15 protein-coding genes are annotated in these 13,994 nt (G+C 59.4%); 10 read left to right on the top strand and 5 right to left on the bottom strand.

The genetic code is table 11. The features are described from left to right. Window positions 1-68: 68 nt before the first annotated feature. From SLIT_RS14190 to SLIT_RS14210, 5 genes are all read right to left on the bottom strand, one after another. Window positions 69-413 (bottom strand): carboxymuconolactone decarboxylase family protein, encoded by a 345-nt coding sequence (locus SLIT_RS14190; protein WP_013030963.1) that lies wholly within the window; start codon window positions 411-413, stop codon window positions 69-71. A gap of 36 nt (window positions 414-449) precedes the next feature. Then, on the bottom strand, window positions 450-914 hold the full coding sequence (locus SLIT_RS14195) for an MEKHLA domain-containing protein (RefSeq protein ID WP_013030964.1): 465 nt from the start codon (window positions 912-914) through the stop codon (window positions 450-452). Then, entirely contained in the window at window positions 892-3,060 is a 2,169-nt protein-coding gene (locus SLIT_RS14200; RefSeq protein WP_013030965.1) for a UvrD-helicase domain-containing protein, read from the bottom strand. Before SLIT_RS14200 ends, SLIT_RS14195 begins: the two co-directional genes overlap by 23 nt. A gap of 189 nt (window positions 3,061-3,249) precedes the next feature. Then, the gene (locus tag SLIT_RS14205) at window positions 3,250-3,612 is read right to left on the bottom strand and encodes a nucleotide pyrophosphohydrolase (protein WP_013030966.1); all 363 of its coding nucleotides are present in this window, start codon (window positions 3,610-3,612) and stop codon (window positions 3,250-3,252) included. Window positions 3,613-3,763: 151 nt separating this feature from the next. After that, a complete protein-coding gene (locus SLIT_RS14210) occupies window positions 3,764-4,660 on the bottom strand; it encodes a phosphoribulokinase (RefSeq protein WP_013030967.1) in 897 nt (298 codons plus the stop codon). A 160-nt stretch (window positions 4,661-4,820) separates the two neighbouring features. On the opposite strand from SLIT_RS14210, the gene leuS reads away from it, so the two are divergent. The 10 genes from leuS to accC all read left to right on the top strand — a co-directional run bounded on the left by leuS (window position 4,821) and on the right by accC (window position 13,993). Beyond that, entirely contained in the window at window positions 4,821-7,427 is a 2,607-nt protein-coding gene (gene leuS / locus SLIT_RS14215) for a leucine--tRNA ligase (RefSeq protein WP_013030968.1), read from the top strand. Continuing rightward, the gene (locus SLIT_RS14220; RefSeq protein WP_013030969.1) at window positions 7,427-7,939 is read left to right on the top strand and encodes an LPS-assembly lipoprotein LptE; all 513 of its coding nucleotides are present in this window, start codon (window positions 7,427-7,429) and stop codon (window positions 7,937-7,939) included. The genes leuS and SLIT_RS14220 overlap by 1 nt, the downstream gene beginning before the upstream one ends. Then, window positions 7,936-8,949: a DNA polymerase III subunit delta gene (gene holA / locus SLIT_RS14225; protein ID WP_013030970.1), complete on the top strand. Its 1,014-nt coding sequence runs from the start codon at window positions 7,936-7,938 to the stop codon at window positions 8,947-8,949. The genes SLIT_RS14220 and holA overlap by 4 nt, the downstream gene beginning before the upstream one ends. Next, window positions 8,946-9,284, top strand: a complete 339-nt coding sequence (gene cutA / locus SLIT_RS14230) for a divalent-cation tolerance protein CutA (protein ID WP_013030971.1) — start codon at window positions 8,946-8,948, stop codon at window positions 9,282-9,284. Before holA ends, cutA begins: the two co-directional genes overlap by 4 nt. Then, window positions 9,281-11,065 carry a protein-disulfide reductase DsbD gene (dsbD, locus tag SLIT_RS14235; RefSeq protein WP_013030972.1) on the top strand — a complete coding sequence of 595 codons (1,785 nt, stop codon included), beginning with the start codon at window positions 9,281-9,283 and terminating at the stop codon, window positions 11,063-11,065. The genes cutA and dsbD overlap by 4 nt, the downstream gene beginning before the upstream one ends. 27 nt (window positions 11,066-11,092) lie before the next feature. Beyond that, complete coding sequence (locus SLIT_RS14240) at window positions 11,093-11,461, top strand: YidH family protein (protein ID WP_013030973.1); 369 nt, start codon at window positions 11,093-11,095, stop codon at window positions 11,459-11,461. Between the two features lie 81 nt (window positions 11,462-11,542). Then, window positions 11,543-11,986, top strand: coding sequence for a type II 3-dehydroquinate dehydratase (aroQ, locus tag SLIT_RS14245; RefSeq protein ID WP_013030974.1), 444 nt, complete (start codon window positions 11,543-11,545; stop codon window positions 11,984-11,986). 2 nt (window positions 11,987-11,988) lie between these two features. Next, window positions 11,989-12,432, top strand: a complete 444-nt coding sequence (gene accB / locus SLIT_RS14250; protein WP_013030975.1) for an acetyl-CoA carboxylase biotin carboxyl carrier protein — start codon at window positions 11,989-11,991, stop codon at window positions 12,430-12,432. Window positions 12,433-12,436: 4 nt separating this feature from the next. Beyond that, window positions 12,437-12,577 (top strand): hypothetical protein, encoded by a 141-nt coding sequence (locus SLIT_RS16160; RefSeq protein ID WP_013030976.1) that lies wholly within the window; start codon window positions 12,437-12,439, stop codon window positions 12,575-12,577. Window positions 12,578-12,637: 60 nt separating this feature from the next. After that, on the top strand, window positions 12,638-13,993 hold the full coding sequence (accC, locus tag SLIT_RS14255; protein ID WP_013030977.1) for an acetyl-CoA carboxylase biotin carboxylase subunit: 1,356 nt from the start codon (window positions 12,638-12,640) through the stop codon (window positions 13,991-13,993). Window position 13,994 lies beyond the last annotated feature (1 nt).

Here is a 13,994-nt window from a genome sequence, read left to right on the forward strand (position 1 = left end):
GCCAAACGGTCTAGATATCTAGATATATAAAGCGAATTGCTGCGCAACGAACTCCACTCACCATCGGATCACTGCTGCTGGAATTCCTCGAAGGCATGCAGTACTTCCGCCGCATACATCAGCGACGGGCCGCCGCCCATATACACCGCCACTGCCAGCATCTCGTTGACCTGTTCGCGCGTCGCACCCAGCTTTACCAGTCCACGCACGTGATAGCCGACGCAACCTTCGCAGCGCGTGGCCACTGCGATCGCCGTGGCGATCAGTTCCTTGTTTAATGCCGACAGCACGCCCTCTGCCATGGCGGATTTTGCCATCGCGTCGAATCCCGCCATGGGTACGGATACCTCTTTGCGAAACCGTGAAAGCTCCTTGCTGATCTCCTGCGTGAGTGCTTTGTATGATGTGCTCATGAATGGCTCCTGCTGAACGTTGAAAGAGTTTGAAAACTATCCCTGCGCAACAAACACGGCTGCCTGTCCCTGATGATTTCCCTGTTCATCGACAAGGTTCCACACCGTGGTGTCCGCGATCATGAAACGCCGGCCGCTCTTGGCGATGCGCATGCCGGAATAGCCATCCACATAACCTTGCAGTGAGACTTTCTCCAACAGCTTCACGCGCGCTTCCTGCGCCAGCGGCTCGGCAGAAAGGCGCGAGGGCAGGCGCGCGAATTCTTCGAAGCTCATCTCGAACAGTTGCAATGCCAGTCGGTTGCCATAGAAGAATATGGGGTCGTCCTCGGTACCGTGTGCAACGATGGCGCGCGGCACGTGCCACATAGCATCGCGCAATGCCGTCATATCCGCCGGCGCATCGGCAATCAGCGGCTTGCCGGTGAGCTGCCGGTAGCTCGAAACGATGAGACGCAAGCGCGCATCCAGCCCGGCATCAGATGGCGGTAAGCTTGGCATATTCGAGTGCGAGCCATTTGCTGCCCGCGCGTTTGAAGTTGACCTGCACGCGACCTTCGTTGCCGCCGCCTTCGCTGTCCGTTACCACGCCCTCGCCGAATTTCTGGTGGAACACGCGCTGGCCGATGCGCCACACCGAACTGGGCGCGGGCGGCGCTTTTTCCAACGCCGGAGTCGCGGCGAACGCGTTGACATAGCTGTTGGTCTCGAAACTGCTGGTATGGAAGGTCTTGCGCGCGCTCACCCGCGGCGTGATCCAGTGCAGCAGCTCTTCGGGCAACTCGCGCAGAAAACTCGATGCCATGCCATAGTGCGTCTGCCCGTGCAGCATGCGACTCTGCGCGAAGGTGAGGTAGAGGCGGCGGCGCGCACGGGTGATCGCCACGTACATCAGGCGACGTTCTTCGTCGAGGTCGCCGTTGTCGATGCTGTTCTGGTGCGGGAACAGGCTTTCCTCCAGCCCGGTGATGAACACGGTGTGGAACTCCAGGCCTTTCGCGGCATGCACCGTCATCAGGTGCAGCGCGTCCTCGCTGTCGCCGGCCTGGTGCTCGCCCGCTTCCAGCGAGGCATGGGTGAGGAAGGCAGTGAGGCTGTCATCCTCGTTCTCGTGCACGAACATGGTCGCCGCGGTGATCAGTTCGTTCAGGTTCTCCAGCCGTTCTTCTGCTTCGCGTTTCTTGGCACCGGTCTCGTTCTTGTAGTGATCCGCCAGCCCGCTGTGCTGCAGCACATGCTCGATGATCTCCGGCAGCGGCAGGTTCTGCGTGCCACTGCGCAGCGATTCGATGATGCCGACGAAGGCGGTGACCTTGCCGCCCGCCCGCGCCGCTGCATCCCACAGTGTGGTGTTGTATTGCTTGGCCGCTTCCTGCAACTGCTCGATGCTGCGCGCGCCGATGCCGCGGGTGGGGAAGTTGATGATGCGCAATAGAGCATTGTCGTCGTCGGTGTTCTCCATCAGCCGCAGGTAGGCCAGCGCGTGCTTGATCTCCTGCCGCTCGAAGAAGCGCAGGCCGCCATAGACGCGATATGACAAGCCCGCCGACACCAGCGCATGCTCCAGCACGCGCGACTGTGCGTTGGAGCGGTACAACAGCGCCATCTCCGACAAGCGCACACCTTCGCGATTGAGTTGCCGGATCTCCTCGACGAGGAAGGCGGCCTCATCCACGTCGGTCCCGGCCTCATACACGCGGATCTGTTCGCCTTTGTCGGCATCGGTCCACAGGTTCTTGCCGAGGCGGTTGCGGTTGTTTTGAATGAGCGCGTTGGCGGCATCGAGAATGTTGCCGTGCGAGCGGTAGTTCTGTTCCAGCTTGATCACGTTCTCGACTTGAAAGTCGCGCAGCAGCTCCTGCATGTTGCCGACGTTGGCGCCGCGGAAGGCGTAGATCGACTGGTCGTCGTCACCCACGGCGAACAAGGCATTGTTCTGCCCGGCCAACAACTTTAGCCAGCGATATTGCAGCGGGTTGGTGTCCTGGAACTCGTCCACCAGGATGTGCTTGAAACGCTCCTGGTAATGCTCGCGCAACGGTTGGTTGCGCGACAGCAGCTCGTAGCAGCGCAGCAGCAGTTCGGAAAAATCCACCACGCCTTCGCGCTGGCATTGCGCGTCGTACTCAGCGAACACCTCGACCTTGCGCCGCGTGTAGGGATCGTAGGCTTCCACCTCGTGCGCGCGCAAGCCCTGCTCCTTGCTGCCACTGATGAAATTCTGCATCTCGCGCGGTGGATACTTCTCATCGTCGACGTTCATCGCCTTCATCAGGCGCTTGATGGCGGAAAGCTGGTCACCGGAATCGAGGATCTGGAAGGTCTGCGGCAGGTTGGCCTCGCGGTGATGCGCGCGCAGCATGCGGTTGCACAAGCCGTGGAAGGTGCCTATCCACATGCCGCGCGTGTTGATTGGCAGCATGGCGGAGAGGCGCGTGACCATCTCCTTGGCCGCTTTGTTGGTGAAGGTCACCGCGAGGATACCGTGCGGCGAAACCTGCCCAGTGCTGATGAGCCAGGCGATGCGCGTGGTCAATACGCGCGTCTTGCCGCTGCCCGCGCCGGCCAGGATCAGCGCGGATCGGGCAGGAAGTTCGACGGCGGCACGTTGTTCGGGATTGAGACCGGAAAGCAGGGATGAATTCATGACGGGATTATCCCACACGATCACCGGCAAATAGACAGATCGGCTGGCCGATTTCTCGCCTGAACCTCATTAGCCACCGGGCGCACAGAGAAAGCAAGGAATACCTGCGAACTGCAATCAAAATTCAACGGGCGGCTCAGGGAACCGAGCCGGACATCTCTGTGAACTCTGTGTTCTCTGTGGCTGAATTCAGGTTTTCTTGTGTTCAGTATATTTTTTCGAATTCCCGCGCGCTTTTTCCACCGGGTATTTCTGCGCATTCAGCACCAGCTTCTTCTCGACGGCGGCGACGATATCCAGCTTCAGCTTCTCCGCAAGGCTGATGAGGTAGACCTGGATATCCGCCAGCTCCTGTTCGACCTCGGTGAGTTTTTCCGGCGACAGGTTGCAGCTCTGCTCCTCGGTCAGCCACTGGAAGTGCTCCACCAGTTCAGCGGCCTCGACGATGAGTGCCATGGACAGGTTCTTGGGCGAATGGAACTGATCCCAGTCGCGCTCGACGACGAACTGGCGCACCTGCTTCCTTATCCGGTCAAAATCAGATTCTGCCACCGCGATCTCTCCTGCAATGTGAACAATGGGTTCATTTTGGCGCAGCGGCAGGGCTAACGCAATTTGCGGAACTCCGCCGCAAACAAAACGGGGAAGCGTTGCCGCTTCCCCGTGCTGTTGCTGCCGGATCGAATCCGGCCTGCCGCATCGCTTACTTCTTCTTGTTCTGGATCATGTCGTGCATGATCGGAGCAAGGATGATCTCCATCGAATGGCTCATCTTGCCGCCGGGCACCACCAGGGTGTTGGCGCGGGACATGAACGAGTTCGGGATCATGTTGAGCATGTAAGGGAAATCCACGCCTTTGGGATCGCGGAAGCGGATGACCACGAAGCTTTCATCCGGCGTCGGGATGTCGCGGGCGATGAAAGGGTTGGAAGTGTCCACCGTGGCCACGCGCTGGAAGTTGATGTGGGTGCGCGAGAACTGCGGGGTGATGTACTTGATGTAGTCCGGCATGCGGCGCAGGATGGTATCCACGGTCGCTTCAGCGGAATAGCCGCGCTCGGCCTTGTCGCGATGGATCTTCTGGATCCACTCGAGGTTGACCACCGGCACAACGCCGATGCCCAGATCGACGTATCTGGCTGCATCAGTACCCTTGGCTTCGTCTTTGACCAGGCCGTGCAATCCTTCGTAGAACAGCAGGTCGGTGTCTTTTTCGATGTCTTCCCACGGCGTGAATACGCCGGGCTTGAGGTCGGTCAGCTTGAAATGCTTGTTGTGTTCGTCCGCTTCGACATCGCTATGCACGTAGTAGCGGCGTTTGCACATGCCGGTTTCGCCATAGGTCTTGAACATCTCTTCGATCTTGTCGAAGTGGTTGGCTTCCGGACCGAAATGGCTGAACGACGGATTGCCGTTCTTGCCCGCTTCGGCGGCGGCGGCGCGGAACGCCATGCGGTCCAGACTGTGCAGGCTGTCGCCTTCGACGACGGCAGCACTGATCTTTTCACGGCGGAAGATGTTCTCAAACGCGCGCTTGACGGTGGTCGTGCCTGCGCCGGACGAGCCGGTGACGGCAATAACTGGGTACTTGCTGGACATAATCCACTCTCCTGAACGATATGAATAAAATTTTTGGACGGCGATTCTAGCAGAACCCCCACGTTGCGGCTAACGCGCTGTTAACGGACCACTTCAAGGAGCGCCTTCCCGATATAATGTCGGCCTATTTTCGCTCAGCACCCATAAAACTACGTTCATCATGCAACAAAACTACTCGCCCAAAGACATCGAAGCCTCCGCCCAGCAACATTGGGACCAACAGCAGACCTTCCGCGCCGTGCAGGAATCCGGCAAGCCCAAGTATTACTGCCTGTCCATGTTCCCCTATCCTTCCGGCAAGCTGCACATGGGCCATGTGCGCAACTACACGATAGGCGACGTACTCACGCGCTGGCACAAGATGCGCGGCTACAGCGTGCTGCAACCCATGGGCTGGGACGCCTTCGGCCTGCCCGCCGAGAACGCAGCCATCCAGAACAAGGTGCCGCCTGCCAAGTGGACCTACGACAACATCGCCTACATGAAGAAGCAGCTGCAGTCGCTGGGGCTGGGCATAGACTGGACGCGCGAGATCGCCACCTGCCAGCCGGACTATTACAAATGGAACCAGTGGCTGTTCCTGCGCATGCTGGAAAAGGGCATCGCCTACAAGAAGACACAGGTGGTGAACTGGGATCCGGTGGACCAGACCGTGCTGGCCAACGAGCAGGTGATCGATGGCCGCGGCTGGCGCACCGGCGCGCTGGTGGAGAAGCGCGAGATCCCCGGCTACTACTTCGGCATCACCCAGTACGCGGAAGAGCTGCTGGCCGACCTCGACAAACTGCCGGGCTGGCCCGAGCGTGTGAAGACCATGCAGGCCAACTGGATAGGCAAGAGCCACGGCGTGCGCTTCGCCTTCCCGCATGACATTCGCGCACAAGGTGTTCCCATCAACGAAGGCAAACTGTGGGTCTATACCACGCGCGCTGACACCATCATGGGCGTCACCTTCGTCGCCGTCGCCGCCGAGCACCCGCTTGCCGCGCATGCCGCGAAGAGCAACAAGGACGTCGCCGCCTTCGTCGAGAAGTGCAAGCACACCTCGGTGATGGAGGCTGACATGGCCACCATGGAGAAGGAAGGTGTGGACACGGGCCTCAAGGTCACCCATCCGCTCACTGGTGAACAGGTAGCGGTCTGGGTCGGCAACTACGTGCTGATGGGATACGGCGAAGGTGCGGTGATGGCCGTGCCGGCGCATGATGAGCGCGATTTCGGGTTCGCAAAGAAGTACAAGCTGACTATCAAGCAAAGCATCAGCGTTGCAGGAAAGGCCTTCTCCACCGATGCATGGCAGGAGTGGTACGCCGACAAGGAACAGGGCGTGTGTGTCAATTCCGGCAAATATGATGGCATGAACTACCAGCAGGCCGTAGATGCCATCGCCGCCGACCTCAAAGCCAAGGACCTCGGCGACAAGCAAGTGCAATGGCGCCTGCGCGACTGGGGCGTGTCGCGCCAGCGTTACTGGGGCTGCCCAATCCCCATCATCCACTGCGATACCTGCGGTTCAGTACCGGTGCCGGACGACCAGTTGCCGGTGGTGCTGCCCGAGGATTGCGTGCCGGACGGTTCCGGCAATCCGCTGCTCAAGCGCGCCGACTTTTTGAATTGCACCTGCCCCAAATGCGGTAAACCCGCGAAGCGCGAGACCGATACCATGGACACCTTCGTGGACTCCTCCTGGTACTACGCACGTTACGCCAGCGGCTTCAAGAAAGACGCGATGGTCGACAGCGAGACCAACCAATGGATGCCAGTGGACCAGTACATCGGTGGCATCGAGCATGCGATCTTGCACCTGCTGTATTCGCGCTTCTGGAGCAAGGTGATGCGCGACCTCAAGCTGGTGAATTACGATGAGCCGTTCGCCAACCTGCTGACGCAGGGCATGGTGCTCAACCATATCTATTCACGCAAGACAGACAAGGGCGGCATCCGCTATTTCGCGCCCGACGAGGTGGAACCCATAAAGGACGAAACCGGACACATCACCGGGGCGAAATGCCTGTCAGACGGCGGTGCGGTGGACTATCAAGGCATAGGCACGATGTCCAAGTCCAAGCTCAATGGCGTCGACCCGCAGGCACTGATCGAACAGTACGGCGCGGACACTGCGCGTCTGTTCATGATGTTCGCCGCACCGCCGGAACAGACACTCGAATGGGCAGACTCGGGTGTGGAAGGTGCACACCGCTTTCTCAAGCGTTTGTGGGCGTTCGCTGCCGAGTTCGATGGCATCGGCAAACAGGTTGGCGATCTCGCGAATCTTTCCAATGACGCCAAGACCCTGCGCCGCGAAATCCATCTGGCTTTACGCCAGGCCAACTATGACCTCGCGCGTTTCCAGTTCAACACGGTGGTCTCAGCTGCGATGAAGATGCTCAACGCGCTGGAGAAATCCGGCAAGGAAGCTACCAACCGCACAGTAGTGGGCGAAGCGCTGTCCATCCTGCTGCGCCTGCTGTCGCCGATCACGCCGCACATCGCGCATGCCTTGTGGAAAGACCTCGACTACGGCGACGACATCCTGACTGCGCAATGGCCGGAACCGCTGGAAGTGGCGCTGGTGCAGGACGAGATCGAGCTGGTGATCCAGGTGAACGGCAAATTGCGCGGCAACCTGCGTGTGGCTGCGAATGCCGACAAGGCTGCCATCGAGCAGCTCGCGCTGGCGCACGAGGCCGTGCAAAAACAACTGGCAGGCGGAACGGCGAAGAAGGTCATCGTCGTGCCCGGCCGTCTGGTCAACGTGGTGATCTGATGATGAATGCGATGCGCCTGTTGCTGCTTGCCGCGATACTGTCGCTGACCGCTTGCGGCTTCCATCTGCGCGGCAGCAATATTCAGGACGTCACGTTCGCCTTCAAATCGCTGTATTTGAAAGTGCCGGCAGAAACTCCTTTCGTCACCGATCTGCGCCGCGCTTTGAAAACTAACAAGATCACGTTGGCGCAGACCGCCGATCAGGCAGACCTGGTACTTGAGATCGTCTCCGAGCAAAGTATCAAGCAGATCATGTCGCTATCCGGTACTGGCCGCGTACAGGAATATCAATTGTTCTACCGCATCTCTTTGCGGGCCTATGACAACAAACAGACAAACTGGCTGCCGGCAGACGATATTTCACTGTCGCGCATCTTCCCCTATGACGATACGCAAGTGCTAGCCAAACAGCAGGAAGAGGCCACGCTCTACAAAGACATGCGCAGCGATGCCGTGGGGCAGACCATACGACGCCTGCTAAGAGCCAAGCCGCAACTTGAGACGCAATGAGAATCTCGACCGAAGACCTGTCGCATCATCTTTCAAAAGGCCTGGGGTCGCTGTACGTCATCCACGGCGAGGCCCTGCTGCTTGCCATCGAAGCAGCCGATGCGATCCGCGCCGCCGCGCGCGAGGCGGGTTACAGTGAACGCGAAGTGCTGATCGCCGAGCAGGGCTTCAAGTGGGCGGAGTTGTGCAACAGCGCACAGAGCATGTCGCTGTTCTCCTCGCGCAAGGTGATCGACCTGCGCATTCCTTCCGGCAAGCCCGGAGTGGAAGGCGCCCAGGCGCTGCAGGAGCATTGCGAGGCCCTGGATCCGGACACGCTCACCCTGATCTCGCTGCCGCGCCTGGATGGCACAGCGATGAAAAGCAAATGGTTCACCGCGCTGGAACAGCACGGCACCGTCATCGGCGCCGACGAAGTTTTGCTCGCCGCTTTGCCTGCATGGATCGCCGCGAGGATGAAACGGCAGGGGCAGTCTGCCGATGCGGACACCCTGTCCTTCCTGGCGCAGCGTGTGGAAGGCAATCTGCTGGCGGCTTTCCAGGAGATACAGAAACTCGCATTATTGTTTCCGGTCGGACCGCTGTCCTTCGATCAGGTCAAGGATTCGGTCATGGATGTGGCGCGCTATGACGTGTTCAAGCTTTCCGAGGCGATGCTGGCAGGCGATGCGGAGCGCTACGTGCGCATCCTGGAAGGACTGCGCGCCGAAGGCACCGCGACGGTGCTGATCCTGTGGGCGGTGGCGGAAGACATCCGCACACTGGCAAAAGTGTCGCGCGCGGTGCAGCAGAACGGCAATCTCTCCGGCGCGCTGCGCGATGCGCGGGTATGGGGTATCCGGCAGAAACTGGTGGAACGCGCGGTGCGCCGTTTCACGCCGTTTTTCGCGGAGCGCGCCTTGCGCCAGGCCGCGCAGATCGACAAGCTGGTGAAAGGATTGCGCCAGGGCGACGTATGGGACGAGCTGTTGCAACTCGGCGTGCGCTGCGCGCGGGCGGGGACGCGATGAGTGCACCTGAAGTCGTCATGGTCATCACCAACCTGCCGGATCGCGCGACTGCGGAACGCATCGCCGATACGCTGGTCACAGACGGCGTCGCCGCTTGCGTGAACGTGCTGGCCGAATGCACCTCGGTCTATCGGTGGCAAGGCAAACTCGAACGCGCCAGCGAAGTGCCGATGCTGATCAAGACTACGCGGGAAAATTATCCTAAGCTGGAGGACGTGCTGCGTAAACTGCATCCTTATGAAGTGCCGGAGATCATCGCATTGCCTGTCAGTGCAGGATGGCCGGATTATTTGAACTGGGTCGTACAAGAAACCCAAACCAGGAAGCAAACATGATACGTCGCTTACTATTGATACTGTTGTTGTGCACCGCGACCATGGCGCACGCAAGCATCTTCTCGTTCGGCAGCAAGAAGCCGACCTTCCTGCCGGCAGACCAGGCCTTCTCGCTGGAGGTCCATTCCATCGACCAGCGTACGCTGATCGCCAGCTTCAATGTCACACCCAGTTATTATCTGTACCGCAACAAGATCACCTTCAGCACCCCCGACGGCAAAACCAGGATCGCCAGCGTAACCCTGCCCAAAGGCGAGACCAAGAACGATCCTAATTTCGGTACGCTCGAGGTCTATCACCAATCCTTCCAGACCGAGATTGTGCTGGAGAATGCCGACGCCGCGAAACCGCTGGTGTTGAATGCCAGCTATCAGGGCTGCAGCGACAACGGCTTGTGCTATCCGCCGATTGAAAAGACGTTCAATGTCGCGCTTGCGCAGACTGTCAGCGCGGCCGGCCCGGAATCGATTTCGCCGGCCGTTCCCGGCAACGAGAACACCCAGATCGCCAAGCTGTTCAAGAACGGCAGCTTCTGGCTGATCGTATCGTTCTTCTTCGGCGCCGGCCTGCTGCTCTCGCTCACGCCTTGCGTATTCCCGATGATCCCCATCCTGTCCGGCATCATCGTCGGGCGCGGCCACAAGATCACCCATATGCACGCCTTCTTCCTGTCACTTGCCTATGTGCTGGGCATGGCGATCACCTATGCGATCGCCGGCGTGGCGGCAGGCTATTCTGGCAACCTCATCTCCAATGCGCTGCAAACGCCATGGGTATTGGGCAGCTTCGCCGCCGTATTCGTCGTGTTGTCGCTGGCCATGTTCGGACTCTATGAACTGCAACTGCCCACTGCCTTGCAAAGCAGGCTGTCCGACACCAGCAACAAACTGCATGGCGGACATATTTCCGGCGTGTTCGCCATGGGCGCATTGTCTGCCATCATCATGGGACCCTGTGTCGCCGCACCGCTGGCGGGCGCACTGTTATATATAAGTCAGACCCACGATGCGGTGCTGGGCGGCGTCGCGCTGTTCGTGCTAGCGCTGGGCATGGGCGCACCGCTGCTGCTGATCGGCACCTCAGCCGGCGCATTGTTGCCCAAGGCGGGCGCCTGGATGGAAGCGGTCAAGCGTTTCTTCGGCGTGCTGATGCTGGCAATGGCGATCTGGATCGTCTCGCCGGTGATCGCCGTGAGTGTACAGATGATGTTATGGGCGGCTTTGCTGATCTTCTCGGCCATCTACCTGCATGCGCTCGACCCGCTGCCGCACAATGCGCATGGATTGAACAAGCTGGGGAAAGGCATGGGCATACTCGCCCTCCTGCTCGGCGTGGCTTACCTCATTGGTGCGCTGTCAGGCGCGCGCGACATGCTGCGTCCGCTTGGCAACATCGTTCACGCCAGTGCTGAAACGCCTGCCACTTTGCGCTTCGAGCGGGTCAAAGGCATCACAGGGCTGGATGCGCGCATCACCCGGGCCAAGGGACAGACCGTGATGCTGGATTTCTATGCCGACTGGTGTGTCTCGTGCAAGGAGATGGAACGCTTCACCTTCAGCGATTCGACCGTGCAGGCGAAATTGAAGAACGCGGTGCTGTTGCAAGCCGATGTCACCGCCAACGACGCAGACGACAAGGCCCTACTGCAACGATTCCAGATCTTCGGCCCGCCTGCCACCCTGTTCTTCGATGCGGCTGGCAAGGAACTGTCCGACTTCCGCGTGACCGGCTATCAGGATGCACCCCAATTCCTGCAGTCTCTGAAAAATACCGGCCTTTAAATATCCCCATATAAATAAGGGAGCGCGATGTCCGATTTGAACGACCCAAGGGTGCTTTTTGCTGCCGAGCGCACATTGCTCGCCTGGAACCGCACCAGCCTCTCCTTGATGGCATTCGGTTTCGTCATCGAGCGTTTTGGACTGTTCGTCTCCATTCTGATGCCGCAACACAACGTGCCGTTGCAAAGGAGCATATCCTTCTGGACCGGGATCGCCTTTGTTCTGCTCGGCGTGTTCGTCGCCGTCAGCTCTACCCTGCAACATCGGAAAGTGCTTCGCACCCTCAAGCCCGCCGAGATTCCGGAAGGCTACCAAACAGATCTCGGCGTCATCAGCAACGTGCTGGTCGCAGCCTTGGGCATCGTCCTGGTGGTTTATTTCTTTCGCGGCATCTAACTCGCTGCAAACAGGGTGTTTTTTCGTAATTCCATCGAAACGGTGGACAATCTCACCTATTTTCGGCAAACTTCGCTCCCCATGAAGAACATCCTGGTACTACACGGCCCCAATCTGAACCTGCTCGGCACACGCGAGCCGGGAGTGTATGGTCATGTCACATTGGACGAAATTAACGCCAAGTTGTCGGCACAAGCCGAAACGAAAGGCGCAAAACTGGCGCACCTCCAAAGCAATGCCGAAGCGGCGCTGGTAGACCGGATCCAGCAGGCACGAACTGACGGCACGGATTTCATCATCATCAATCCGGCAGCGTTCACCCATACCAGCGTCGCGATCCGCGATGCATTGGCGGCGGTAGCCATCCCTTTCGTTGAAGTGCACCTTTCCAATGTCCACGCCCGCGAGGCGTTCCGCAAGGAATCCTATTTCTCCGACATCGCTGTCGGGGTCATCAGCGGCCTGGGCGCAACAGGTTATGAACTCGCATTGCAATTCGCATTACAACATTCTGTAAGGAGCTAAAAATGGACCTACGCAAACTGAAAACACTGATCGAACTGGTTGAAAGCTCGGGCATCGCCGAACTGGAACTGACCGAGGGCGAAGAGCATGTGCGCATCTCCCGCTCCAGTTCGGTTGCCGCTCCCATGCAGCAATTCTATGCCGCCGCCCCGCAGGCAACCGCCCCGGCTGCTGCTGTGAGCGCCGCTCCGGCTGCGCCCGCCGCCCCGGAAGGCCATGTGGTCAAGTCCCCCATGGTCGGCAGTTTCTACCGTTCCCCGTCCCCCGGCGCCAAAGCGTTCGTGGATATCGGTCAATCGGTCAACGCAGGCGACACCCTGTGCATCATCGAAGCGATGAAGCTGCTGAACGAGATCGAATCCGACAAGGCCGGCGTGATCAAGGCCATCCTCGTGGAAAACGGCCAGCCGGTTGAGTTTGGTCAACCATTGTTCATCATAGGGTGAAATCATGATTAAAACTTACACCAATACCATGACCGTTTCGGCGGAGACTAACGTGAACGAAGGGAACGTTAAGGCGCAAAGCGCCGGCCGTAACCAAAACGGCCAGCCGGTCGGGTTCGGTCAACCCCTGTTCATCATTGGCTAAATCATCATGGCCGTATTTACGCGCAAGCCCAGAACAGCCGCACCGCCGGAGACACCCGTTATGTTTGAAAAGATCCTTATAGCCAATCGAGGCGAGATCGCGCTGCGTATCCAGCGCGCCTGCCGCGAAATGGGCATCAAGACCGTCGCGGTGCATTCCGAAGCGGATGCCGAAGCCAAGTATGTGAAGCTGGCGGACGAGTCCGTCTGTATCGGCCCGGCCCCCTCCAGCCAGAGTTACCTGCATGTCCCGGCCATCATCAGCGCCGCGGAAGTGACCGATGCCCAGGCCATCCATCCCGGTTACGGCTTCCTGTCCGAAAATGCCGATTTTTCCGAGCGCTGTGAAAAATCAGGTTTCGTGTTCATCGGTCCGCGCGCCGAGACCATCCGCCTGATGGGCGACAAGGTTTCCGCCAAGAACGCCATGAAGAAGGCCGGTGTACCCGTGGTACCCGGCGTGGACGGTGCCCTGCCGGACGATCCGGCCGAGATCATGCGTATCGCCAAATTCATCGGCTACCCGGTCATCATCAAGGCGTCGGGCGGCGGCGGCGGACGCGGCATGCGCGTGGTGCACACCGAAGCCGCTCTGCTCAACGCGGTGACCATGACCAAGACCGAAGCGCAGGCCGCATTCAACAACCCCATGGTGTACATGGAGAAGTTCCTCGAGAACCCTCGCCACATCGAGATCCAGGTGCTGGCCGACCAGCACGGCAACGCGGTGTTCCTGGGCGAGCGCGATTGCTCCATGCAGCGCCGCCACCAGAAAGTCATCGAGGAAGCGCCGGCTCCGCATCTGAACACCAAACTGCGCGACAAGATCGGCGAACGTTGTGCGGAAGCCTGCCGCAAGATCGGCTACCGCGGCGCCGGCACCTTCGAGTTCCTGTACGAGAACGACGAGTTCTACTTCATCGAGATGAACACACGCGTGCAGGTCGAACATCCGGTCACCGAGATGATCACCGGCATCGACATCGTACAGCAGCAGATCCGCATCGCCGCCGGCGAGAAGCTGCCGTTCCGCCAGAAGGACATCCAGTTCCGCGGCCATGCCGTCGAGTGCCGCGTCAACGCCGAGCATCCTTACACCTTCGTGCCCTCGCCCGGACGCATCACCAACTGGCATGTACCCGGCGGCCCCGGCATCCGCGTCGATTCGCATGTGTACAACAACTATTTCATTCCGCCGCATTACGATTCCATGATCGGCAAGATCATCGCTTATGGCGACACGCGCGACCAGGCCATCGCCCGCATGCGTACTGCGCTGTCGGAGATGGTGGTCGAAGGCATCAACACCAACATCCCGCTGCATCAGGAGTTGATGAACGATGCAGCATTCGTTCGCGGCGGCACCAGCATCCATTATCTGGAACACAAGCTGGCAGAGAAGTCGAAAGGCAAGTAAG

It is taken from the genome of Sideroxydans lithotrophicus ES-1, from assembly GCF_000025705.1.
Taxonomy (GTDB): Bacteria; Pseudomonadota; Gammaproteobacteria; order Burkholderiales; family Gallionellaceae; genus Sideroxyarcus; species Sideroxyarcus lithotrophicus.